Annotated in this window: 23 protein-coding genes; 5 read left to right on the forward strand and 18 right to left on the reverse strand. The window is 36.4% G+C overall.

What is annotated here, in order from left to right; all coding sequences use genetic code 11:
- Positions 1–6: 6 nt before the first annotated feature.
- The 6 genes from B4F31_RS15720 to B4F31_RS15745 form a co-directional block, all read right to left on the reverse strand.
- Positions 7–612 (reverse strand): HAD family hydrolase, encoded by a 606-nt coding sequence (locus tag B4F31_RS15720; protein WP_093304771.1) that lies wholly within the window; start codon positions 610–612, stop codon positions 7–9.
- Positions 613–718: 106 nt separating this feature from the next.
- Positions 719–1,714, reverse strand: coding sequence for a glycosyltransferase family 9 protein (locus B4F31_RS15725; protein WP_414706141.1), 996 nt, complete (start codon positions 1,712–1,714; stop codon positions 719–721).
- A gap of 121 nt (positions 1,715–1,835) precedes the next feature.
- Positions 1,836–2,441, reverse strand: a complete 606-nt coding sequence (locus B4F31_RS15730) for a DUF4254 domain-containing protein (protein WP_075325341.1) — start codon at positions 2,439–2,441, stop codon at positions 1,836–1,838.
- A gap of 3 nt (positions 2,442–2,444) precedes the next feature.
- Positions 2,445–3,443: a DNA adenine methylase gene (locus B4F31_RS15735; RefSeq protein ID WP_075325342.1), complete on the reverse strand. Its 999-nt coding sequence runs from the start codon at positions 3,441–3,443 to the stop codon at positions 2,445–2,447.
- Positions 3,440–3,847 carry a hypothetical protein gene (locus tag B4F31_RS15740; RefSeq protein WP_075325343.1) on the reverse strand — a complete coding sequence of 136 codons (408 nt, stop codon included), beginning with the start codon at positions 3,845–3,847 and terminating at the stop codon, positions 3,440–3,442. The genes B4F31_RS15735 and B4F31_RS15740 overlap by 4 nt, the downstream gene beginning before the upstream one ends.
- Positions 3,848–4,071: 224 nt before the next feature.
- Positions 4,072–4,995, reverse strand: coding sequence for a DUF6427 family protein (locus B4F31_RS15745; protein WP_093304765.1), 924 nt, complete (start codon positions 4,993–4,995; stop codon positions 4,072–4,074).
- Between the two features lie 111 nt (positions 4,996–5,106).
- Here B4F31_RS15745 and B4F31_RS15750 point away from each other — a divergent pair, with 111 nt between their 5' ends.
- A complete protein-coding gene (locus B4F31_RS15750) occupies positions 5,107–5,340 on the forward strand; it encodes a DUF6341 family protein (RefSeq protein ID WP_286761723.1) in 234 nt (77 codons plus the stop codon).
- On the opposite strand, the gene purD is transcribed toward B4F31_RS15750, so the two are convergent.
- Positions 5,332–6,606 (reverse strand): phosphoribosylamine--glycine ligase, encoded by a 1,275-nt coding sequence (gene purD / locus B4F31_RS15755; RefSeq protein WP_093304763.1) that lies wholly within the window; start codon positions 6,604–6,606, stop codon positions 5,332–5,334. The two genes, B4F31_RS15750 and purD, sit on opposite strands and share 9 nt — an antisense overlap.
- 85 nt (positions 6,607–6,691) lie before the next feature.
- Here purD and B4F31_RS15760 point away from each other — a divergent pair, with 85 nt between their 5' ends.
- Positions 6,692–7,999 (forward strand): phenylacetate--CoA ligase family protein, encoded by a 1,308-nt coding sequence (locus tag B4F31_RS15760; RefSeq protein ID WP_075325347.1) that lies wholly within the window; start codon positions 6,692–6,694, stop codon positions 7,997–7,999.
- A 166-nt stretch (positions 8,000–8,165) separates the two neighbouring features.
- Here B4F31_RS15760 and B4F31_RS15765 read toward each other — a convergent pair whose 3' ends face one another.
- The 7 genes from B4F31_RS15765 to B4F31_RS15795 all read right to left on the reverse strand — a co-directional run bounded on the left by B4F31_RS15765 (position 8,166) and on the right by B4F31_RS15795 (position 15,495).
- Positions 8,166–8,936, reverse strand: a complete 771-nt coding sequence (locus tag B4F31_RS15765) for a glycosyltransferase family 2 protein (RefSeq protein ID WP_075325348.1) — start codon at positions 8,934–8,936, stop codon at positions 8,166–8,168.
- A 7-nt stretch (positions 8,937–8,943) separates the two neighbouring features.
- On the reverse strand, positions 8,944–9,933 hold the full coding sequence (locus B4F31_RS15770; protein ID WP_286761724.1) for a UDP-glucuronic acid decarboxylase family protein: 990 nt from the start codon (positions 9,931–9,933) through the stop codon (positions 8,944–8,946).
- A gap of 40 nt (positions 9,934–9,973) precedes the next feature.
- Positions 9,974–10,822: a dTDP-4-dehydrorhamnose reductase gene (gene rfbD, locus B4F31_RS15775; RefSeq protein WP_075325350.1), complete on the reverse strand. Its 849-nt coding sequence runs from the start codon at positions 10,820–10,822 to the stop codon at positions 9,974–9,976.
- Positions 10,819–11,364 carry a dTDP-4-dehydrorhamnose 3,5-epimerase gene (gene rfbC, locus B4F31_RS15780; protein WP_075325351.1) on the reverse strand — a complete coding sequence of 182 codons (546 nt, stop codon included), beginning with the start codon at positions 11,362–11,364 and terminating at the stop codon, positions 10,819–10,821. Before rfbC ends, rfbD begins: the two co-directional genes overlap by 4 nt.
- Before the next feature lie 3 nt (positions 11,365–11,367).
- Complete coding sequence (locus B4F31_RS15785; protein WP_286761725.1) at positions 11,368–13,050, reverse strand: DUF6909 family protein; 1,683 nt, start codon at positions 13,048–13,050, stop codon at positions 11,368–11,370.
- Positions 13,051–13,057: 7 nt separating this feature from the next.
- Entirely contained in the window at positions 13,058–14,557 is a 1,500-nt protein-coding gene (locus tag B4F31_RS15790; RefSeq protein WP_093304758.1) for a GH3 auxin-responsive promoter family protein, read from the reverse strand.
- 68 nt (positions 14,558–14,625) lie between these two features.
- A complete protein-coding gene (locus B4F31_RS15795; RefSeq protein ID WP_075325354.1) occupies positions 14,626–15,495 on the reverse strand; it encodes a M23 family metallopeptidase in 870 nt (289 codons plus the stop codon).
- A 213-nt stretch (positions 15,496–15,708) separates the two neighbouring features.
- Here B4F31_RS15795 and tatA point away from each other — a divergent pair, with 213 nt between their 5' ends.
- Complete coding sequence (tatA, locus tag B4F31_RS15800) at positions 15,709–15,921, forward strand: twin-arginine translocase TatA/TatE family subunit (protein WP_075325355.1); 213 nt, start codon at positions 15,709–15,711, stop codon at positions 15,919–15,921.
- Between the two features lie 69 nt (positions 15,922–15,990).
- Here tatA and B4F31_RS15805 read toward each other — a convergent pair whose 3' ends face one another.
- The 3 genes from B4F31_RS15805 to B4F31_RS15815 are packed head-to-tail and all read right to left on the reverse strand — an operon-like array spanning position 15,991 to position 19,814.
- Positions 15,991–16,971, reverse strand: a complete 981-nt coding sequence (locus B4F31_RS15805; protein ID WP_075325356.1) for a DUF4837 family protein — start codon at positions 16,969–16,971, stop codon at positions 15,991–15,993.
- A gap of 24 nt (positions 16,972–16,995) precedes the next feature.
- Entirely contained in the window at positions 16,996–18,579 is a 1,584-nt protein-coding gene (locus B4F31_RS15810) for a lytic transglycosylase domain-containing protein (RefSeq protein WP_286761726.1), read from the reverse strand.
- A gap of 50 nt (positions 18,580–18,629) precedes the next feature.
- Positions 18,630–19,814: a phosphoglycerate kinase gene (locus B4F31_RS15815; protein WP_075325358.1), complete on the reverse strand. Its 1,185-nt coding sequence runs from the start codon at positions 19,812–19,814 to the stop codon at positions 18,630–18,632.
- 140 nt (positions 19,815–19,954) lie between these two features.
- Here B4F31_RS15815 and B4F31_RS15820 point away from each other — a divergent pair, with 140 nt between their 5' ends.
- Both B4F31_RS15820 and B4F31_RS15825 read left to right on the forward strand, forming a co-directional pair.
- Positions 19,955–21,109 carry an ATP-binding protein gene (locus B4F31_RS15820; RefSeq protein WP_286761727.1) on the forward strand — a complete coding sequence of 385 codons (1,155 nt, stop codon included), beginning with the start codon at positions 19,955–19,957 and terminating at the stop codon, positions 21,107–21,109.
- A gap of 4 nt (positions 21,110–21,113) precedes the next feature.
- Positions 21,114–21,509 (forward strand): DoxX family protein, encoded by a 396-nt coding sequence (locus B4F31_RS15825; protein ID WP_093304744.1) that lies wholly within the window; start codon positions 21,114–21,116, stop codon positions 21,507–21,509.
- A 148-nt stretch (positions 21,510–21,657) separates the two neighbouring features.
- On the opposite strand, the gene B4F31_RS15830 is transcribed toward B4F31_RS15825, so the two are convergent.
- Positions 21,658–22,173 (reverse strand): OmpH family outer membrane protein, encoded by a 516-nt coding sequence (locus B4F31_RS15830; RefSeq protein WP_317040666.1) that lies wholly within the window; start codon positions 22,171–22,173, stop codon positions 21,658–21,660.
- Positions 22,174–22,268 lie beyond the last annotated feature (95 nt).

Raw genomic sequence — 22,268 nt, forward strand, 5'->3', positions numbered from 1 at the left:
TCTTTTTTATTTTTTTCTATTCTGCACCAATTTCAATTCTCCCTCTTCAAGTAAATAGCCTTTTTCAGCTTTATACAGAATTTCCTCATCATCGTCTGAGTAGGCCTCTAGTAGCCTGTACTCTCCATTCATTTCAGCTTCGAGGCGTTTTACCTTTTCGGCATCATTACAGGTTTTTCCTATTATCTTATAATCTTCATTTTCATATTTTGTGAGAGTACCAATCACTTTTAAAGGCAAAAGTTCTTCCAAATATTTTGTGTAGACCTCGAATCCGCCGGTAACTATATACACTTTTATACCAGCTTTATCTTTTTCTTTAATATCGGTGAGCATATCCTCTCTAAAATGTTCGGGAAATTCAATATTCCAAAATTGCTTAGCGTACTTTTTTACCTTTTCAGGTGAAAGCTTATTCAAATAATCATAGAAATTTTCTTTAAAATAAGTTTTACTGGTTATATGAAGCTTTCCCAACACATGCAGCCAGCCAATTTGAAAGAGATGCAATAACTTATAGCCTTTTTTATAGCAAATGAATTTAAAAAATTCATCTTTAGACGATTTTTTATACAAAGTTTGATTAAGGTCGTAAACTATAATTTCCTGCATTTTCGTAATGTTAGACTTCTAAAGAAAGATACTAAGAATCATCTTTCTACCACGAATTTTATCATTTTCTAAACAAGAAATTAACCAGATATGTAAAAGGCAATCTTTAAAGAAGTACTTCCTGAATCTTTTTTAATACAGTTTGTGGGGAAATAGTTCTAATAGCGTTCTCATAGCCTTCTGGAAACTTATTCCCGTAAACGGAAGTCGGTATTTTAGGGTATTGCGTAAGATTGGGAAGTAAGCTATTTTCCGTCGGCTGGTTAAAAGGTCTAAAACCGGCATAAGGATGCGTAACACCCCAAATACTTATTACCGGGATGCCAAACATCGCGGCCATATGTCCATTCCCACTGTCCATAGAAAGCATGACATCCAGGTTTGAGATAAGTGCGAGTTCTTCGGCTAAAGTGAGTTTTCCGGCAATACTAAGAGTATTTTTAAATCTGGCCGCCCAGGTTTCCAGTTGTTGTTTTTCTTTATTTCCACCGCCAAAAAGCAAAATTTTAATCTTTGAATTTTCACTTAATTTCCCTAAAACTTCTTCCATTAAATCTGCTGGATAGGCTTTAGAATTGTGCTGGGCAAAGGGTGCAATGCCAAGCCATTTTTTAGGTTCGGTGCCAACCAGTGTTCTTATCTTTTCTGAAATTTTTTCTTTTTCAGGAAATTTGTGGGTTTTGAGGTCTAACGGATAACCTAAAGCCTCAAAAACATCGGCATAGCGCTGTACGGTGGATTTTAATTGTTTAAAAACCTTATTGTTTTCAGTGGTTAAGGCCTTCTTTTCACTTCGGCCTTTATCAATTTGTTTTACTGGAATCCCAAACATATAGAACACCGATTTCAAGATATTGCTTCGCAAAACATCGTGAAGATCGGCTACTTTATCAATTCCCAGATCCCTTAAATCTTTTGCGAGTCGGCAGAGACCAAATACGCCGCTATGCACTCCGTTAACATCGGCTTCATAAACAGAAACCCGCGGAATTCCTTTAAACATTGGTTCAAAAAACCCGCGGGTTAAAACCGTAACTTTTAAATGTGGATAAGTGGCGCTAAGCACCCGTAATACCGGTACCGTCATCGCCACATCGCCCATCGCCGATAAGCGAATAACCAAAATATGAGAAGCCCCCTCAGCCTGTGGAATCTCTCCTGAAAGGGGAGAATTTCTTTTATTAAAAGAGGTCTTCTTCTTCATTTTCAAACAATTTTAAGCGCTATTTTTTTCTTAAAACAGGATTTAACTCATCGTCATTATACATCTTCATTTGCCTGTAAACTTTCATATACTTATTCCCGGCAGCAATATCTTCTAACAGCTGGTTTATCGCGGTAGAAAGGTCTACGCGTTGCTCCAGCAAAACATCAAGTTTAGCCTTACATTTCATTTGGTGCTCCTGTGAGGCATCTTCCCTATTAGCCTCCTCGTCCATATGATAAATCTTTAACGCTAAAATTGAAAGCCTGTCTATAGCCCAGGCCGGGCTTTCAGAATTTATTGTAGCATCTTCATTTGGCTTAACATCTTTAAATTTTTCCAAAAAATAACTATCAATATATTCCACTGTGTCCGTTCGGTCCTGATTTGACGCATCTATTTGGCGTTTTAGCGCCAGTGCATCTACAGGATCTATGTGCTTATCGCGAATAATATCTTCATAATGCCACTGCACTGTATCTATCCAGCATTTTCTGTATAATAAATGCTCAATCAACTCATTTTCGCTGTCGTACGGATTGGTAAATGGCTGTTCTACCGTATCTTTTTCGTGATATTTTTCTATTACTTCCTGAAAAATCTTATTTGCTTTATCTGAAAACATAAATTATTTTTTTTCTAAAATGTGTAAATATTCTGTTGTATTTATGGCCGTATGGTTTCGGTTTTCGGTTTTATCGGCCTTAAAACGCTGGTAATTTCTGGTTACCAGGTCGTAATTTCCAAAACGACTCATTATTTTTTTTATTTCTGTTGAAGGCATTAAACCCTCGTTATTATAGCTGAAGAAAATATATTTGAAATTTGCATTTTCCAGTAAATCTTTAAAAGAATTTTCAACTCTTGTCCTGCTACAATAATTTGATCGATAATATTCTCGCAAACCGGTTTTACCTTGTGGTGCAAAGGTATCATATTTTGCGATGGTATTTAAAATATGGTAGTTCGCGCCATACTGGCGTGCATTGTAGGGCGGATCTAAGTATAAAATATCCCCTTCAATTTCCTTAATTAATTGATTGGCATCTTTTTGGAAAACCCGGTGGGAATGTTCTGTAAAATCAAAGTTTGCTGGTCTTAATACTAATTCTTTTTGGGCCGAAAGTTTTACCTTTTTTAAAAATGCGCCATAGACTGAAGCGGTATTTGCCACTTTATCGGCACTTTCTAATAATGAAGCTAAAAGGAAAAAATACTGGTTTTTCCCTATTTCATTATTCAATTTCCAATTTTCAATTTGCTGCCTAACCGCGTCAATTTTCTTTCCATTTGCTTCAGAAAAATAAAGTCGGTTAGATTTTCCGTTTTCGCTGTATTCTTCAAAGATAAAACCCGGTTTTCCTTCCAGCTTATTTAATTTAACGAGGAGGTCTTCAGAATCTAATTTCTGATGATTTTCAATATAATTTTTGAGTAAAACATAACTGTAATATTCTACATCGTTAGCAAGAACCGATTTTACCGAAGTTTTAAAATTCCTGCCCACACTGCCTGTACCGGCAAAAAGATCGCAAAAAACCATTTGAGACAGATCTTCGCCAACCACTTCTTTTACCGTAGATTTTATAAAATTACCAAGCTTATGTTTAGAACCTATATAATTCATTTTACTGCCCAGATCACGTCAGCAAAAGTGGTTTTTCCTTGCTGAAATTGGAATTCTTTTAGTTGTGAATTTTCAAAAATAGCAACATATTTTTCAATCACCTGCTTCAAAAAAGAAATTTCAGCCTTTATCTTCCAATGCTGTCCATCTTCAGCATAAACTATTAAGAATAATCGATTTTCAAGATGAAAACGGCTTTGTTTGCTTTGGTTTTTATATAACCAGGAAATCAGAGTTTCAGGATTATTTTTTGCAAATTCAAGGGAACGACTAAACGCTTTTGGGAAAACACTTGTTTTTAAATCGAAATCATTTCCTAAGAAATTAAAATCAATTTTTCGATTTTTTGGGTTTTTATTGGGAATAACTTCTTTCATTTCGGCAAATATATGCTCCACGGCCATGGCACTCCAGAAGTTGTAAGATTACTGCAATACTGGAAAAATTGCTTTTCGTCTAACTTTTCAGTAGCGATAATTAAGGCAATTTGCTCGTTTAATTTATCCCAATTTGAAGTAGAATAAACAAAGGAAGACAGCCTGTCCCACGAATTAATTTGCTTACGAAACCAGCGATACTGGTATTTGCAGCGCTTTTTTAATTCGGTCTAAATTGCCGGTAAATTCATTTAAAAAATAAAAGGAATACACAAAGGCATTAAGATAAGCAAAACCAGCAAAACTTCCCGAAAGACTTTGTCTTCTCTTTGATCAAAATAAATAGAAGTGATTATACTAAGCGGTACAAAAAAGAAAATAAGTTCGCTACCATCTTTGGTAGGCGCAAAAATAGCAACCGCCACCGCGGTGAGAAAACTTAGCAAAACCAGGTTTAGGGAAGGCTTCATGGAGACGCTTGCCTTGCTCACCACTGCAAAAAACTGGACAAGTGTCCAAAGTGCCAAAGTCAAAATAATACTTACGGGAATAAGAATTTCGAGGTTTTGATAATTGGAATAATCAAAATTACTCCATTCAAACCACTGCGAAAATGTATAAAACTGGTCGTAAGCAATAATATGAAAACCAAGCGTTAAGAGCGCAACCGCTAAAGCTGCAATTGGGGGAATTAACCAGTTTTTAGGTTTTGGAAGATAATATAAGATCCCGGCATACACCACCACCAGGAATAAAATAGACCAAAAATAAAAAAGTGATGCGATAAAAATCCAAAAGGTAGCATCAAAAACCTTTTTCTGCATTACTTTTTTAGATTTTAAGCTAATAATTCTTCTAAAAGCCAGTAGTACCAATAAATTGGCAAATATCACCTGGTGATTTCTTAAAAGTGCAAAAAATGAAGCTGTGAAAATTACAAAAAACAAGATTTTATAGGCACTACGCTGGGTAAGTTCATTTTTCTTGGCAATAAAATTAAGGGTAAAAACACTTAAAATAAGTGATAATAAAACCGCCAGTTTTTCAAGAAAAAATAATAGGTTAAAATCTAAAAACCACTCCCTAAAATTAGCGATAATAAAAAATATAATGAGAAAAACGGTGATCGCAACCCCATTTACCGGTTTTGATTTGCCAAAAAAGCTTGTTAGCATTGTGGTTTTTTATATTTTTGTAATCTTAAATACACCAAAGTTAGTTATTGAACGCCTTCAAAGGTAATTTAATATCGCTTTGAAATAATTTGAACTTAAAATACACTAAAAATGTTAAGAGATATATTTGAAGGTATCGCCTATTTATTCGAGGAAATATTATTTGTTCCTTTAGATGCTTTAAGATCGTTGGAGCTTGATTCCTGGTGGGGTGCAAACGCCTTAAACTTCATCTTTATTTTAGTTGGTTTGGCTGCTTTTGCTTATTGGATGAAGCAATTAAAGCACTACAACGAAGTGAATGATGAAGATCGTGATCCTACAGCACACTCGTTTTTAGGATAAATCAAAGCCAAGATCTTTTCTATAATACATCTTATCGAAATGTAGCTTTTCTACATTTTGATAAGATTTTTTTAGTGCTTCTTTGTAATCTTTCCCAAAAGAAGTAACCGCAATCACCCTTCCACCACTGGTTACTACTTTATCGCATTCAAATTTGGTTCCCGCGTGGAAAACTATGGAATCTTCAACTTTATCAAACCCTGTGATTTCTTTAGATTTTTCGTAAGCTTCAGGATAACCGCCAGATACCAACATTACCGTTGTGGCTGCACGTTCATCTATTTCTAAAGAAATTTCATTTAATTTTTCTTCAGAAACTTTTTCAAAAATCTCTACTAAATCTGATTTAATTCGGGGCAGTACAACTTCAGTTTCCGGGTCGCCCATGCGCACATTATATTCTATAACATAAGGTTCGTTTTTCACCATAATTAAACCGATAAAAACAAAACCTTTATAGTCTATATCTTCTTCCTGCAAACCATTAACCGTTGGTTTTACGATGCGTTCTTCAATTTTTTGCATCAATTCATCATCTACAAATGGAACGGGAGAAATAGCGCCCATTCCGCCTGTATTTAGGCCGGTGTCTCCTTCTCCTATTCGTTTGTAATCTTTGGCGGTTGGTAAGATTTTGTAATTTTTCCCATCAGTAAGTACAAAAACGCTTAATTCAATTCCGTCTAAAAATTCTTCAATGACCACTTTGGCGCTGGCCGCCCCAAATTTCTTTTCGGCCAGCATATTTTGAAGTTCCTGTTTAGCCTCTTCCAGATCGTTAATAATTAAAACTCCTTTTCCAGCTGCGAGTCCATCGGCTTTTAAAACATACGGCGGATTTAAAGTTTCCAAAAATTCCTTTCCGGCTTCAAGGCTTTTTTCGGTAAAACTCTCGTAGGTCGCGGTTGGAATTTTATGCATCGCCATAAACTCTTTTGCACGCTCTTTACTTCCTTCTAAAAGCGCCCCTCGTTTAGATGGGCCAATAACTTTTACGCTGTTTAGCGCATCATCTTCCGCAAAGAAATCGGTGATTCCTTCTACCAAAGGATCTTCGGGACCTACTACCAGCATTTCAATTTTTTCCTTCAGCACAAAATCTTTAATCGCTTTAAAATCGGTTACTTTTAGATCAATGTTTTCTGCAATTTCAGCGGTTCCCGCGTTACCCGGTGCCACAAAAAGTTGAGAACATTTTGGGCTTTGAGCCAGTTTGTAAGCAAATGTATGTTCGCGTCCGCCGGCGCCGAGAATTAAAATTTTCATCCTGAAGTCATTTTAGTTATGCACCAAAAATAATTGTTTGTAAATTGAAGCACCAATTATTTCTTATAAAAAAGCTTTTTCGCCCTTGGACTGGTTTAAACTTTCGTTGCAGCTTAATAAATTTCCCATAAACCGGGCGCAAAAAGTACTACAGGAAATACAGAAAATTCCCGCAGAAAATTATGAATATTACCTTAGTGAAAAACGCTGGGAAATTGTTGAATATCACTTAAATAATAATCATTTTTATAAAAATTTCTTCGGAAAGAGTTCATTTTCTAATTGGAACGAAGTGCCGGTAATGGCCAAAACCGATCTACAGCAAAAACTTGAAAACCGCCTGAGCAAAGGTTTTTCTAAATCCACTGCTTATATCGGAAAAACTTCGGGCAGCAGCGGTACGCCCTTTATTTTCGCCAAAGATAAATTTGCCCACGCACTAAGCTGGGCAGGATTTCAGGATCGTTACCAATGGCACGATATTGATCTCAACAAATCTTTACAGGCCAGGTTTTATGGAATTCCACTAGATTTCTACGGAAATATCCAGGAACGAATTAAAGACCGAATTAGTCTACGACGAAGATTCCCCATTTTTGACCTGAGCGAGAAGAAAATGGAAAAATTTCTGAAGCGTTTTCAAAAATCAAACTTTAGCTATATAAACGGGTACACCAGCGCAGTTTTGCTTTTCGCAAAATTTCTTAAAAACAAAAACCTAATTTTAAAAGAAGTTTGCCCCAATTTAAAACTTTCTATAGTCACTTCTGAAAGGTTATTTGAAGAAGATAAAAAACTGATGAAAGCAGTTTTTGGAGTTCCTGTAGTGAACGAATATGGCGCCAGTGAAGTTGGCCTTATAGCCTTTGAAAATAAGGAAAATGAATGGATAGTAAATTCAGAAGATCTTTTTGTTGAAATTCTTGATAAGAATAACAATCCTGTACCAAATGGCACTGAAGGACGAATTGTAATTACTTCATTGTATAATAAAGCCCATTCAATGATTAGGTACGATATTGGAGATACCGGCGTACTTTCAAAAAAAAGCACCTTGAAAAAGCCAATTCTTGAGAAATTAATTGGGCGAACAAATGATATCGCCACCCTTCCCGATGGGAAAGTGGTGCCGGGACTTACTTTTTATTATGTAACCAAAAGCATTATTGAAGATAATGGCAGTATCAAGGAGTTTGTGATTAATCAAAATACCCAGGATTCTTTTAAAATTGAGTATGTGAGTCAAATTGATTTTTCTGAAAACCAAAAGCAAAAAATTTTAATGGCCATTGAAACCTACGTGGGTAAAAATCTAAAGGTGATTTTTGAAAGAAAGGATAAACTTACCCGTAGTAAAAGTGGGAAATTAAAGCAGTTTACTTCAGATTTGTAGCATTTCCTGGTAAAAACTCCCCCGGTTTTTCGGCCACGAATTCACGAATATATTTATAAAAAGCTCCCCTACTTATAAAGGAGGGAATGAATTTAACGAAGCTGAAGAAAAGGGTGGTTGGCCAAAACATAAATCCTGAAATAAATTCAGGATGACGTAAATTATTCTAAATCTTTTTTACCTGTTTAGGCTTAACAAAGAAATGTTCCTTTAGAAAAACCAGCATATAACTAAGGCTTTTAGGGAAACTAAAACCTAAAAACTTGTGATAAATGTTGAAATTAAATTTAAGCATCTCAACTTTATTTCTTGAAATAGAGCCTTTTCTCACCCGGTATTTTGCTAAACACTTTTGAATTCCTATCGCCGGCCCACCTTTTTCAACGGCTTCCAGCCAAAGTGCCCAATCCTGCCTTTTCCTTAATTCAGGGGCGTAGATCTTTCCTAGTCTTTTAGTATTGTAAATCCCCGTGAGGTTGCCGAGGTAGTTTGATTTAAGCAATTTTTGATAAGTTAAAACGGGCAGTGCTTCTATAATTTCGTTTCTGGTATTTCCATTTTCATCTATTTGTAAATAACTGGAGAAACAAACCGCAACATCCTGCTGCTGCATCAATTTAAGCTGAATTTCCAGCTTTCCCGGTTTCCATTGGTCATCTGCATCCAAAAAAGCTATAAAATCGCCCTGAGCGGCTTTAATTCCTTTATTTCGACTTATTCCTGTGCCGAAATTATTTTGATTTTGAAGTATTTTAATTCGGAAATCTTGCTTTGCAAATTTTTCAGCTTTAGAAAGCGTAGTATCTGTTGAGGCATCATCGATAATAAACAATTCCCAGTTGGAGTAAGTTTGAACAATTACAGAATTTACCGCAGCTTCAATAAAATTTTCCGCATTAAAAGCGGGCATAATTACTGAAACCAGGAGATTCTCCATAACTTGATTATCGCCTTATATGATTGGAAAAATCTTTGTGCTCGCTTTTCTCTAATTCTTCGGGACTTAGATTTTTGAAATAATTGTAAGTAATTTTCATTCCTTCACTACGGGAAACATTAGGCTCCCAGCCTAAAACCTCTTTTGCCCGACTAATATCTGGCTGTCTTTTTAAAGGATCGTCTTCCGGAAGTTCTTTATAAACCACTTTTTGCTCGGTTCCGGTAATTTTTAAAATTTCTTCGGCGAAATCTTTAATAGTGATTTCATCTGGATTTCCAATATTCACAGGATCTGGATAATCGCTTAATAATAAACGATAAATTCCCTCAATTTGATCGTCTACATAACAAAACGAGCGCGTTTGCAAGCCATTACCAAAAATGGTGAGGTTTTCACCCCGCAAGGCCTGACCAATAAACGCAGGAATTACCCGACCATCGTTTAATCGCATCCTGGGACCGTAAGTATTAAAAATACGCGCAATCCTGGTTTCTAAACCGTGAAATCTGTGATAAGCCATTGTTATAGATTCCTGAAATCGCTTGGCCTCATCATAAACTCCGCGTGGTCCAATTGTATTTACATTTCCGTAATATTCCTCATTTTGTGGATGAACCTGAGGATCCCCATAAACTTCAGAGGTAGAAGCGATCAAAATCCTGGCATTCTTTTCTTTTGCCAAACCTAGGCAATGTAAAGTCCCCACCGAACCTACTTTTAAGGTTTGAATGGGAATTTTTAAATAATCTATGGGACTTGCAGGAGAAGCAAAATGAAGAATATAATCTAACTCACCGGGAACGTGAATAAATTTGGTGATATCGTGATGAAAAAACTCGAAATTATCCAGTTTAAAAAGATGCTCGATATTCTTTAAATCTCCGGTAATAAGGTTATCCATTGCAATAACTTCATAACCTTCTTTAATAAACCTATCACATAAATGAGAGCCTAAAAAGCCGGCAGCCCCGGTAATGAGTATTCTTTTTGCCATTCCTGAAGTTTGTGTGAAAATTACTCAAATTTTATGAGATTTACGAAAGGATGAGTGCTTTAAGGCTTGCCTTCCATTCCGGAATTTTCTTATGAAATTTCTCCTGAACTTTATTTTTATCTAACACGCTATATTCCGGTCTTGCGGCAATAGTTTTAAAATTGTTGCTTTCGTTTAACCGAATTTCTTCTGAATTTCCCGTAAATTCTAAAATTGCTTTTGCAAAACCATACCAGGTAGCTTCGCCCAAATTGCTGAAATGATACAAGCCAAAATCATTATTTTCTGAAGCGATTATTTCCAAAACAAATTTAGCCAGATCATTAGCATTTGTTGGTGTTCCGGTTTGAGAAGTGGTGATATTTAATTCAGCTTTTTCGTCTATTTTTCGAAGGATAGTTTTATAAAAATTATGACCAAATTCTGAATACAGCCACGAAGTCCTTAAAATAAAATGTTCTTTTAAAACCTCAGCGATTAACTGTTCTCCCTTTAATTTTGAAGCGCCATAGACGTTAATAGGATTTGTCTTATCGGTTTCTATATAAGGTTTTTCAGCTTTCCCGTCGAAAACATAATCGGTGGAAAAATGAACTAATTTCGCCTGATTTTCATTACAAAGCTCAGCGAGATGTTTGGCAGCTTCAGCATTAATTTTAAAGGCTTTCTCTTCTTCAGATTCGGCTTTTTCAACATTCGTGTAAGCTGCGCAGTTAATAACCCAATCAAAATTCCCCTCAGCAAAAAGTCTCTGTAATTTCGATTTATTGGTAATATCAGCTTCTGCAGAAGATTTAAAAACGAAATGAAAATTAGGATAATTCCCCGAAATCTTTTTAAAACAAGCTCCTAATTGTCCATTGGCACCGGTAACGAGAATATTTTTCATTTAAAAATCTCTTTTAATCGCGGTTGTTTTAAATCTTTATCTGAGATTATCATATCTTCTTCAGGAAAGCCCCAGTCTATTGCCAAATCGGGGTCGTTAAAAATAACACCTGCTTCGTAACCCGGATAGTAATATTCGTCGCATTTATAAGCAAAAACCGAAGTTTCAGACAGGGTTACAAAGCCGTGCCCAAATCCTTTTGGAATATAGAGCTGATATAAATTCTCATCGTCAAGAATTATTTTGAAACTTTGTTTAAAAGTTGGCGATTCTGGCCGTAAATCTACCACCACATCCAGCACTTTGCCATAAATAGCACGTACCAACTTGGTTTGTGCCAATTCCCCGGTTTGATAATGCAACCCACGTAAAACCCCTTTTTTGGAAATAGATTGATTATCCTGAACAAATTCCTTTTCTATCCCGGTTAATTCTATAAATTTTTTCTTGTGATAGCTCTCCAGAAAAAGGCCCCTTTTATCCCGAAAAATATCGGGTTTTATAATAAAACAGTCTTTTAATGGTGATTCTTCAACTTTCATAAACTAAGATTTAAAGATTTGTTCCAGGATTTTTTCAGTAATTAAATAAGTGGGTTTTACCCCGGTAGTTCCAAGTCCTCCTGATGCCAGGGTGCTACCGGTTTCCAGCGGATTATCTGAGGCGTAATAGGCATATCTAACTTTAACTTCGCTATCTATGCTTCCGCGTAATTTGGAAGCCGCCTGTATGGCTTTTTGGTAATGTGCGCCCTCCATCTCAAGCCCGCTAACATTCCAGGTAGAATCGTGGAAAAATTTAAGAATATCCCGGTTTTGAAGCGAAGTTCCCAAAACAGTGATCATAGCACCGTCTACAATATCAATTCCGCTACCTTCAAGATCGGCCGGACTAAGTTCATTTTTAAACGGATAATTATCTGCGGTGCCTTCAAATAAATGTGCAGAAGGAATCATAATATCTCCTTTTCCTCCTTCCAGGATACCGGCTTTTCCCATAATGGAGATAGATTCTATATTCATTTTTATCTCATTTCCTTCAAAATTGTATGGTTTCAGCAGTTCATCCATAGTTTCATAAGCCTGCTCACCAAAAGCATAATCCATCACGATAATTACCGGAGCTTCTTCTTCGGTTTTAATATCCCAGCTTCCGTATTTACCGTTTAGTTTAGCTGTATCAAAGATTTGCACATCTATATTGGTTCCGCTTTTATCATCTAAAAACGTCATCCCATTATCTAAAGCCGATTTCATTACTTTGCTGCGTAAATCGCCGTTGGCAGTATTACTAAGCAATTCGTAAATCTCCAGTGGTTTTTTCTTTTTAAGTTCGGTTTTTAAGGCTGAAGGAGTATAAAGCGTGTTCATTACACTATGCATATTCGCACTAATAATGTGTAAAGGGCGGTGCATTAAATTCTCTTTTATGAGATGTTGCTTAATGTTATCGGCCCAAATTTCACCGTGAATATGGTGCCCTAAGCGTTCTCTTAAAACGGGACTAAAAGTAATAATCCTTTTATCGTTATTTATGGTTTCTGCAATAGCGAGTTTCCCTAACCAGTAGATTATATTTAAGAAACGTTCTGGATTTCCCGGTAATGAGAATTTTGGATAAATATCCTGAACTTCAAAGAAAGTTCGGCCTAAAATATTGGCGGTGTGAGTTAAAGCAATTTCGCGTTGTGCCTGGTCTAAAGGTTCTTCCTGCAAAACAGCTTTTTCCAGTTTCTGCCAATCTCTGGTAACGCTACCTTCTTCATCTATAATTACGCGACGCATTATTTTATGAGATTCTACGAACAGAAAAGTAAGGTGTGTAAGAATATCATAGATTTCAGAACGGCCACGGGTTATTTCAATATTCATTTGCTCATCGTCTATCCTATAGCAGTTTCGCCGGCGCTTTGGCGGAACAATAGGCTTAAAATGCGAATTCCCATAGCCTTCATCACTGGTAAGATTTATAAACCTGCATTCTTCAATTCCTTTTGGTAAACGGTCTATAACATAAAGTAATCCGCTTAATTCAGCTTTATCATCGGCTATAGAGCCGTAAATTTCGGGGCGAAGTATAAGTAAAGCTTCCCTTAAGGTCTCTCCCGAAACGCCCATAGGTTTATAAAAACCACGATTAAAAAGGTGGCGCATTGTAATATACATACGCTCTATCGCGTGGGTACTCTCTTGGGCGCGGGTACGGCCTAGTAATTTTAGGTTTATCATTTTTTTGTTATGCTTTTATAATTTTTTCCAGGACTTCAGCAATTTTACGATCGTTGGCCAGGCGCGGCAACTTATTTTGTCCGCCCAGTTTTCCAATAGATTTCATATACTGCTGAAAACCATTTTCCGGAACTTTTGATATTTTTAATGGCTGAAGAATTTTTCCTTTAATAAGATCAAAATAGTAAGAATTTTGCTGCTGAAGACTTTTATCCAGAATTTTACTGAATTTAGATAAATCTTCAGGCTCTTTTTCAAATTCTACAAACCATTCGTGGTAAGGTAATTCTTCATTTTCTGGGGTAATTTGCGGTGCCACGGTAAACTCGCTAATTCTTGCATTTGTAGCTGCAGTGGCTTCCTGAATAGCTTCTTCTACCTCCTTGGCAATAACGTGCTCTCCAAAGGCCGAAATAAAATGTTTTATCCTGCCTGAAACAATTACCCGGTAAGGCTTTGTGCTTGTAAACTGCACCGTATCGCCAATATTATATGCCCAAAGACCGGCATTTGAAGAAACCAATATTACATAATTTACACCGGTTTCTACCTCGCCAATAGTAAGCCGTTTCGCATTTTCTTCATAAAATTCATCGGCTTTTACAAATTCATAAAACATACCGGAATCGAGTTGCAGTAACATTCCTTTTTCGGTTTGTTTATCCTGAAAAGCGAAAAATCCTTCTGAAGCCGGGTAAAGTTCAATGCTATCTACTTTTCTACCAATTAGGTTTTCAAATTTTGAACGGTAAGGTTCATAATTTACGCCGCCATAAATAAACAAATCGAAATTAGGAAAAAGCTCACCAACCTTCTTCCCGGTTTTTTGCTGAAGTCTTTCAAAATACATTTGCACCCAGGATGGAATACCGCTAATAACGCTCATATTTTCGTTTCGGGTTTCTTCTACAATGGCATCTACCTTGGTTTCCCAATCTTCAATACAATTGGTTTCCCAGCTGGGCATTCTATTTTTCTGAAGATAGGAAGGCACGTAATGCGCCACGATCCCTGATAAGCGACCTAATTTTACTCCATTTTTCTCTTCCATCTCCGGACTTCCCTGGAGGAAGATCATTTTTCCATCTACAAATTTTGCATTTCCGGTTTCAGCGATATAACATAAAATCGCATTTCGGGCCGCGTTAATGTGCGAAGGCATAGAATCTTTTGTAAGTGGAATATACTTGGCACCACTTGTAGTACCAGAAGTTTTTGCGTAGTATAAAGGTTTACCCGGCCATAACATATCTTCTTCGCCAGCTACCATTTTATCTATATAAAAGCGCAATTCTTCGTAATCGCGAATTGGTACATTTTGGATGAAATCTTTATAAGTTTTGATGTTTTTAAAATCGTGATCTTTGCCAAACTGCGTGTCTTTGCCTTTTTCAATAAGCTCCCTGAATACTTTGTGCTGAGTGGCTTCAGGTTGGGAAGCCCATTTATCTATTTTTTTGCGTATATAATTGGCAAAAATCTTTGCTCCAAACGACTTTAAAGACATAGGTTTATTGAATTAATTGGTATTTTAAATTTCAGAAATACCTTTGGTGCTACAAAGGTCGTGATTTATTAATCAAAATCAATATAATCTGTAGGGTCTACAGGCACGGCTTCGTTCCAAAGTTCAAAATGCAAATGTGGGCCGGTGGTGTATTCTCCGGTAGATCCTGCAGTGGCAATTACCTCTCCCCTTCTTACATTCTCCCCCTGTTCTTTGGCTATAGATGCGTTATGTTTGTAAACCGACAATAAGCCATATTCGTGCTTAATAATTATTACATAACCGGTTTCTGTAGTCCATTCTGCAAAAATTACACGCCCATCGGCCACCGATTTAACCGGAGTGTTTTTTGCAACTACAATATCTACTGCGTAATGTTTTTCTTTAGCATCATAAGCTTCAGAAATTGAACCTTTTACCGGCGGAAATAGAGAAAAGTCAATATTATCTGTAGCCGAGGGTAAAACATTGTATTTGTCTTCCTGCGCTACTTCTTCCCGTAACAGGGAGTCTGCCCGGGAAGGTTCTATAGCTTCAATTTCCTGGCCCATTATAGGGTTTTCTACCATAGAATCTCTACTTAAACTGGAGGTATCTGCTTTCCCGGTAAGTACATTTTTAATTGAACTTAAATATTGATTATTCAGCTTTAAAACCTGCTGAAGGGAATCTGACTTATAAGCCAGCTCAGAAGCCTGTCTTTTTAACTGAGCCGAAGAATAGCCGGGTATGTACTCTTTAAGCGGAGTAAAAGCAATTATAAAAGTAGTGGCTGCAATTAAAATTATTGCACTTAGCGTGATCGTTACAAAAACATTGAGGCGGGTTAATTTAAAAGAAAGCTTTTCCTCAAAAGTATCTTCATTCAAAACTACCATTCGGTATTTATGAAGTAACTTTTTGGTGAATTTTTTTCTCTCTTTTTTATTTTCTGCCATATTACATTTACAAAGTTAAATTAAAATTTTCGCCTGTTTAGTGAAGTTCTCAAACTTAGGTCCAAATTGGATCTTTTAGAGAGAAAAAATAAGATTTTCAATAAAATTGCCTTCCCGTTTTATAATACCCCACAACTAAAACTTAAATTTAAGCCATATTAACGTTGTAATTATTTAATTCTTGTTAAGTTTGTAATATCAAAATTATACGTTATGAATGCACTTATTTTACCATTAGCTATTGGTGCCCCGCAAATTATCTTAATTGTTGTGGTAATATTGCTACTATTTGGAGGTCGAAAAATTCCTGAATTGATGAGAGGTTTAGGTAGTGGAATTAAAGAATTTAAAGACGCTTCTAAAGACGAAAACGGCGAAAAGCCAGTTACTTCTGATGATAAGAACTTTTCAGAAGAAAAGAAATAGACAATAACTACCTTATAAAAAAAGCCCGAATTTTAAAGTTCGGGCTTTTTATTTGTATTTTAATTTGTGCTATTCAATATCTGCAGACTGCAGGATAGCATCTATTTCAAACATATTATCACGTTTGCCTCTTGAGGGAGAAAAAACAAAACCTTCTACTACCAAATAGCGATTATTGGCTTCATCTTTAATTGCATAATTTAAGAACGGTCCCGCCATAAAAGCGCCTTTTACTTCCCAGGTTCCACGGGTTTCATACGCGAATTTACCATCAATTTCTGTCTCAAAAAGATAAGGAGCGTAAGCTTCTTCGGTAATCATATGAGTTCCTTCAGTAGGGCCCGGAATATGAGCTTTTCCAATAGAATCGCGCATTTTTATAATATTTCCAATAGTATTGGTGTCGGCTTCAATTTGACTGATGGGTACCTCATAAATAAGAATTTCCATATTTCCTTTTGGAATTTCCTTTCTAATCCAAACAAAATCTTCTTCTTCTAAGGCGTATCTATAAGCCGATGGAAAATCTAAGGATAAACCGAATTTTTCTTCCAGCTTTCCATCTTTTTTAAGCGATTTTTTCATTCGGCGTTGCTTCTCCTTCATTTCAGTTTCTTTAAAGGCAGAAACCATTTTCTCTGAACTTTCATTAATTATATGAATTAGTTCTTCTTCGCTTTCTCCAGAGATTATTGCACCGGTTTGTGGCCGGGCATAAAGATCTTTAATAATTCTGGCTTCAGCCTCTTTCCCTTCCTGAACGGAAATAAAAGAACGATTTTTTCTAACAAATCCGCTAAAGGTTTCTGGCGGTATCTGGCTTAAAGAAAACAATGGTTCTTCCTGGGGCAATCCTTCTACCATAGCTGCAAAATTATCTCTAATGGCTTCGCCTACCGGGCCTTCCCATAATTCGTTCTCAATAATTAGGGTGATTTGATTAATATTTCCGGAAGAGTCTGAAAGGATACGTTCTTCTGTTTTATCGCCGTTTTCGTTACATGAAACGAGAAAAACTAAACTGAATAGAAGGAATAATGTTTTTTTCATTTTTATTAGTTTGGTTTGAAATGATTAACCCTTGGAAAGTTTAAGTTCCATCCCGGGTTTTAGGCTGTTATTACCCATATCATTCCAAGCCCTCAAATTCTGTACCGTAACTCCCGGAAACTTACGGGAAATACTCCAAAGCGAATCTCCTTTCTTCACGGTATAGGTTTTTTCTTTATTGTTTTGGCTACTTGCCGTAGATGTATTTTGAGCTTCTGTACCGGGTTTTCGCGGATAAATAGTAATATATTGCCCTATTCTTAAATTATTACCTCTTAAATTATTCCATCGCTTAATACTGCTTACTCCAACCCCGTAACGTTCTGCAATTTTTCCTAAATAATCACCGCTTTTTACACGATACCTTATTTGTTCATCTGCTTTTACAAACTCAGGAAAAGCTGCTGCTTTATTTTTAATATCTTCTTCGGCAAAATTATAAATAGCAGCTTCATTACTTACAAAAGCACCGCTTACGGTGGCCGGAAGCCTTAGCATATAATTTTCATCTTCTACAAATGGAATAACATCCAGTTTGTAACTAGGATTTAAAAACTGAAGCATTTCTTTTTCTACCCCGGTAACCTTAGAAATTTGATCGAAGGTGATCAACTTTTTTACTTTTATTGTGTCGGTTTCAAAGAAGGCAATGTCCGGCCCTTGCGGCTGGAAGTTGTGTTCATCGGCATACTCAAAAAGGTAAAGTGTGGCTAGGAAAGCAGGAACGTATCCTGCAGTTTCTCGTGGTAAAAATCGTCTTAACTCCCAATAATTGTTCGAGCCACCACTACGTCTAATTGCTTTTGAAACATTTCCCGGACCAGAATTATAAGAAGCCAAAACCAAATCCCAGTCTTCAAAAGATTTATATAGGTTTGCCAGGTATTTTGCAGCGGCTTCCGTAGACATTTGCGGATCCATACGGTCATCAACATAGCTGCTTACATCAAGTCCGTGAGCTTTTCCTGTTCTGTACATAAATTGCCAAAGGCCCGTAGCGCCCACCCAGGATTTTGCTCTTGGGTTTAAAGCCGATTCTACAATGGCCAGGTACTTTATCTCCAGCGGAATATCATAACGATCCAGCTGTTGCTCAAACATTGGGAAGTAGTATTCACTTAACGCCATAAGACGCTCCATAGCCTTCTTATTGCGTTTTAAATAGGAATTAATAACACTTTCCAGTACGGGATGGTATTCTACGTTAAACGGCGTGCGGGCATTTAATTTCGCTAACCTGGCTTTTAAAGTATCGGTGGGAAGCTCTTTGTTTACTTCATCTTCATAATCCTGTTCCCTGATGCTTTTATACATCTCATCAAAAAGATCTGAATTGGTTAGCTGTGCTTTCCAAACAGAATCAATTTTGGCTGCGCGGGGAAGATCTTCTAACGAAACCGCAGAAGAATCCCTGATCACAGCCGAAATTGGTAACTTATTTTTGAACTCCGGGTCGGGATGAGCAAGAATAATTTCATTGCTATCTACCTTCTGGAAGATCTGCACCCTAAAATTAGCTTTCTCTACCTGCTTCCCCTTCTCCTCTTCCTGCGCCTGAAGGCTAATCCCAAAAAGGAATACAAGAGATAAAATTATATACCTGCCCATAATTATTCAATATTTAAAAAAGAACGTAAAATCTTAGATTTTAGTACGTTTTATTTCCCTATTGCCTCAATACCGGGCAATGATTTTCCTTCTAACATTTCTAACATAGCACCACCGCCTGTAGAAACATAGCTTACTTTATCTTCAAAACCGAATTTTTTAACCGCGGCTACAGAATCTCCACCTCCTACTAAAGAGAAAGCACCATTTTGGGTAGCTTCAGCAATAGAATTTCCTAAAGCAATAGTTCCTTTTGAGAATTTATCCATTTCAAATACACCAAGCGGCCCATTCCAAAGAATAATTCTTGATTCCTGGATTACTGCATCAAAATTTTGGATACTTTCTGGCCCGGCATCAAGTCCCATCCAACCATCGGGAATTTCATTGATTTTAGCGGTATCTGTAGAAGCCTGTTCAGAAAAACTATCGGCAATTATAGAATCTACGGGAAGATGAACCTGTACATTCTTGGCTTCGGCTTTTTTAAGAATCTCCAGAGCTAATTCCTGTTTATCTTCTTCTACAAGAGAATTTCCTATTTTACCTCCCTTGGCAAGGATAAAAGTATAGGCCATTCCCCCACCAATAATTAAATGATCTACTTTATCAAGAATATTTTCAATTACGGTGATTTTAGACGAAACTTTAGCGCCACCTAAAACCGCAGTTACCGGCTTTTCTTTACTGTGAAGTACCTTATCAAGGTTTTTAATTTCTTTTTCCAATAAATATCCAAAGCATTTATCGTCAAAATATTTGGCAACAATAGTAGTAGATGCGTGAGCACGGTGTGCGGTACCAAAGGCATCGTTTACATAAATATCTCCAAGTTGCGAGAGTTGTTTTGCAAAATCTTCGTCCCCACCTTTTTCTTCCTTATGAAATCTAAGGTTTTCCAGTAATAAAATTTCACCTGGATGTAAATTATCGGCTGCAGTTTTAACTTCATCTCCAACACAATCGTTCACAAATTTGGGTTCTACCCCAATAACCTCTGCGACTTTTTTCACAATATGTTTTAAAGAATATTTTTCTTCTCTGCCTTCTGGCCTGCCAAGATGCGACATTAAAACAACGCTCCCACCATCTTCCAAAATTTTAAGAATAGTAGGCTTTGCAGCTTCAATTCTATTAGCATCAGTTACTTCCTGATCTTTATTTAATGGAACATTAAAATCTACTCTTATTAATGCCTGTTTGTCTTTAAAATTAAAATCGTTTAAAGTCTTCATTTTTCATTTCATTTTTTAGAACCAAAAATATGGTTTGGTTGATTAAGATTAAGCCCAATCGGCTTTTATTCAGCATACGCTATTTACAAATATAAATTTTTCCGAAGACATTAAAGTGTATATAAATTTTATATTTGCTTATGCTTTTTGAAGAAATAATAGGTTTACAGCATTTAAAGAAACATCTTACCACAACGGTAGATAATGGCCGGGTTCCCCACGCACAGTTGTTTGTAGGAAAAAGTGGTAGTGGTACTTTACCTCTGGCTATTGCTTACGCGCAATACATACTTTGCAAAAATAAGGAAGGAGAAAACAATTCTGGAAACAGCAATTGTAATGAACGATTTAAAAAATTGGCGCATCCCGATCTTCATTTTGCATTTCCAGTTGCTGCCAATCAAAAAATAAAAAAACATCCTGTTTCTTCCTACTTTTTAGAAGAATGGCGGGAATTTGTAAAAACCAATCCCTACGGAAGTTTATTTGAATGGTACCAAAAACTTGGAATAGAAAATAAACAAGGTCAAATTGGTGTAGATGAAGCCCAGGAAGTAGTTAAATCTCTTTCCTTAAAAGCTTATGAAGGCGGATTTAAAATTATGATTATTTGGATGGCCGAAAAGATGAATACCGCGGCTGCCAATAAATTGCTGAAATTAATAGAAGAACCACCAAACAATACGCTGTTTCTTTTAGTTACCGAAGATGAAGAGCAAATTATACAAACCATAAGGTCTCGTTGCCAGAAATTACACTTCCCTCCTTTACCGGAAGATCAAATTGCCGCATTTTTAGAAAAAAATGAAAATTGTAGTAAGCCCGAGGCTTTAAAAATTGCCCACCAGGCCAACGGTAGTTATACCCGCGCTTTGCATTTATTGCAAAAAGATAGCGGAGATCAGCAATTTGAAACCTGGTTTATCAATTGGGTGCGTAGTGCATTTAAAGCTAAAGGAAATCGATCTACAGTTCTTGAACTTATCGCCTGGAGCGAAGAAATTGCAGGAATGGGCAGGGAATCTCAAAAGAGCTTTTTATTGTATTGTATAGACTTTTTCCGCCAGGCCCTAATGCTGAATTATAAAGCCGAAAAACTGGTATATCTTGAACCGGCGACGCCTGGATTTAAACTGGAGAAATTTGCGCCTTTTGTTCACGGAAATAATATAAAAGATATTATAGAAGCTCTTGAAGAAGCCATTTATCATATTGAAAGAAACGGAAATGCAAAAATTATACTCACCGATCTTTCTATAAGACTAACCCGATATTTACATAAAAAAGCCGCTTAAAATTATGGAGAACCTTTACGCAAATATTACCGAAATTCTTATTCTATTATTTATTCTAATTACATTTTTGCAATCTGGGATAGATAAAGCTGCAGACTGGAAAGGAAATACCGGCTGGTTAAAAGATCATTTTTCAGGAACATTTCTTGCCGGGCAGGTGCCGCTTATGGTGGGAATAATTATGATAATTGAAATCATTACAGGTTTTGCCACTATCCTGGGAATAATTTGGCTAATCGCTTATAATGATCCTACAATAGCGCTTTACTCTTGCGTCCTGGCTGCTATCACGCTTTTAATGTTATTATTCGGACAAAGAATTGCTAAAGATTACGCTGGTGCTTTTACTTTAACCGGCTACTTTATCGTAGTGATCTTTGGAGTTTACTTAATGTCTTAAAATAGAAAGAGGTCTGAGAAGTTTTCTAAACTCGTCATCCTAAATTTATTTCAGGATCTAGGTTAAAATTAACTTAGAAGCTGAAACAAGTTCAGCTTGACGAAAAGAATTACTTTTCAGACCTTTTTTAAAAACTCAGAACTTAAGCCTAGTTCTTGTTATAAGTCTCATTCAAATTATCAAGGATTTCCTGGGTTAGATCTTTCCCATCTTTCGCATACATAATGTTGGCAGACTCGTTAGAACCAAAAATGTAGGTGTAGCCATTCTCTTCGCCGTAATCTGCTACATATTCCTTTACTTTATCTACAATAGAATCTATAACAGCATCGCTCTGCTCTCTAAGACGATTGCCTTGCATTTGCTGTTGCTGTTGGATTCTTTGCTGCTTCTGCATTAATTCCTGCTCTTTTTCCTGGCGTTGCGCCTGGGACATAGAATTCATTTCCTGTTGATAAGCCTGAACTTCCTGCTGAAACCCTCTGGCAATAGAATCTAATTGTTTTTTTACCGAATCTGATTTAGAAGTAAAGTCAGCTTCAACATCTTTCATTTCTTTGTACTCCTGGATAAGTTTTGTGGTATCTACATAAGCCGTTTTTTCCTGGTCACAGGAAGTAAGCAAAACAGCAACTACCAAAATCATTAAAAGTTTTTTCATCATTAATTGAATTTGTTTGCCGCAAATGTATGAAAGTTAAATTTTCGATTTAAATCAAAACTGACTTATGAAGTATGTATAAGAAATTCTTATATATA

This window comes from Salegentibacter sp. UBA1130 (assembly GCF_002311535.1).
GTDB lineage: Bacteria > Bacteroidota > Bacteroidia > Flavobacteriales > Flavobacteriaceae > Salegentibacter > Salegentibacter agarivorans.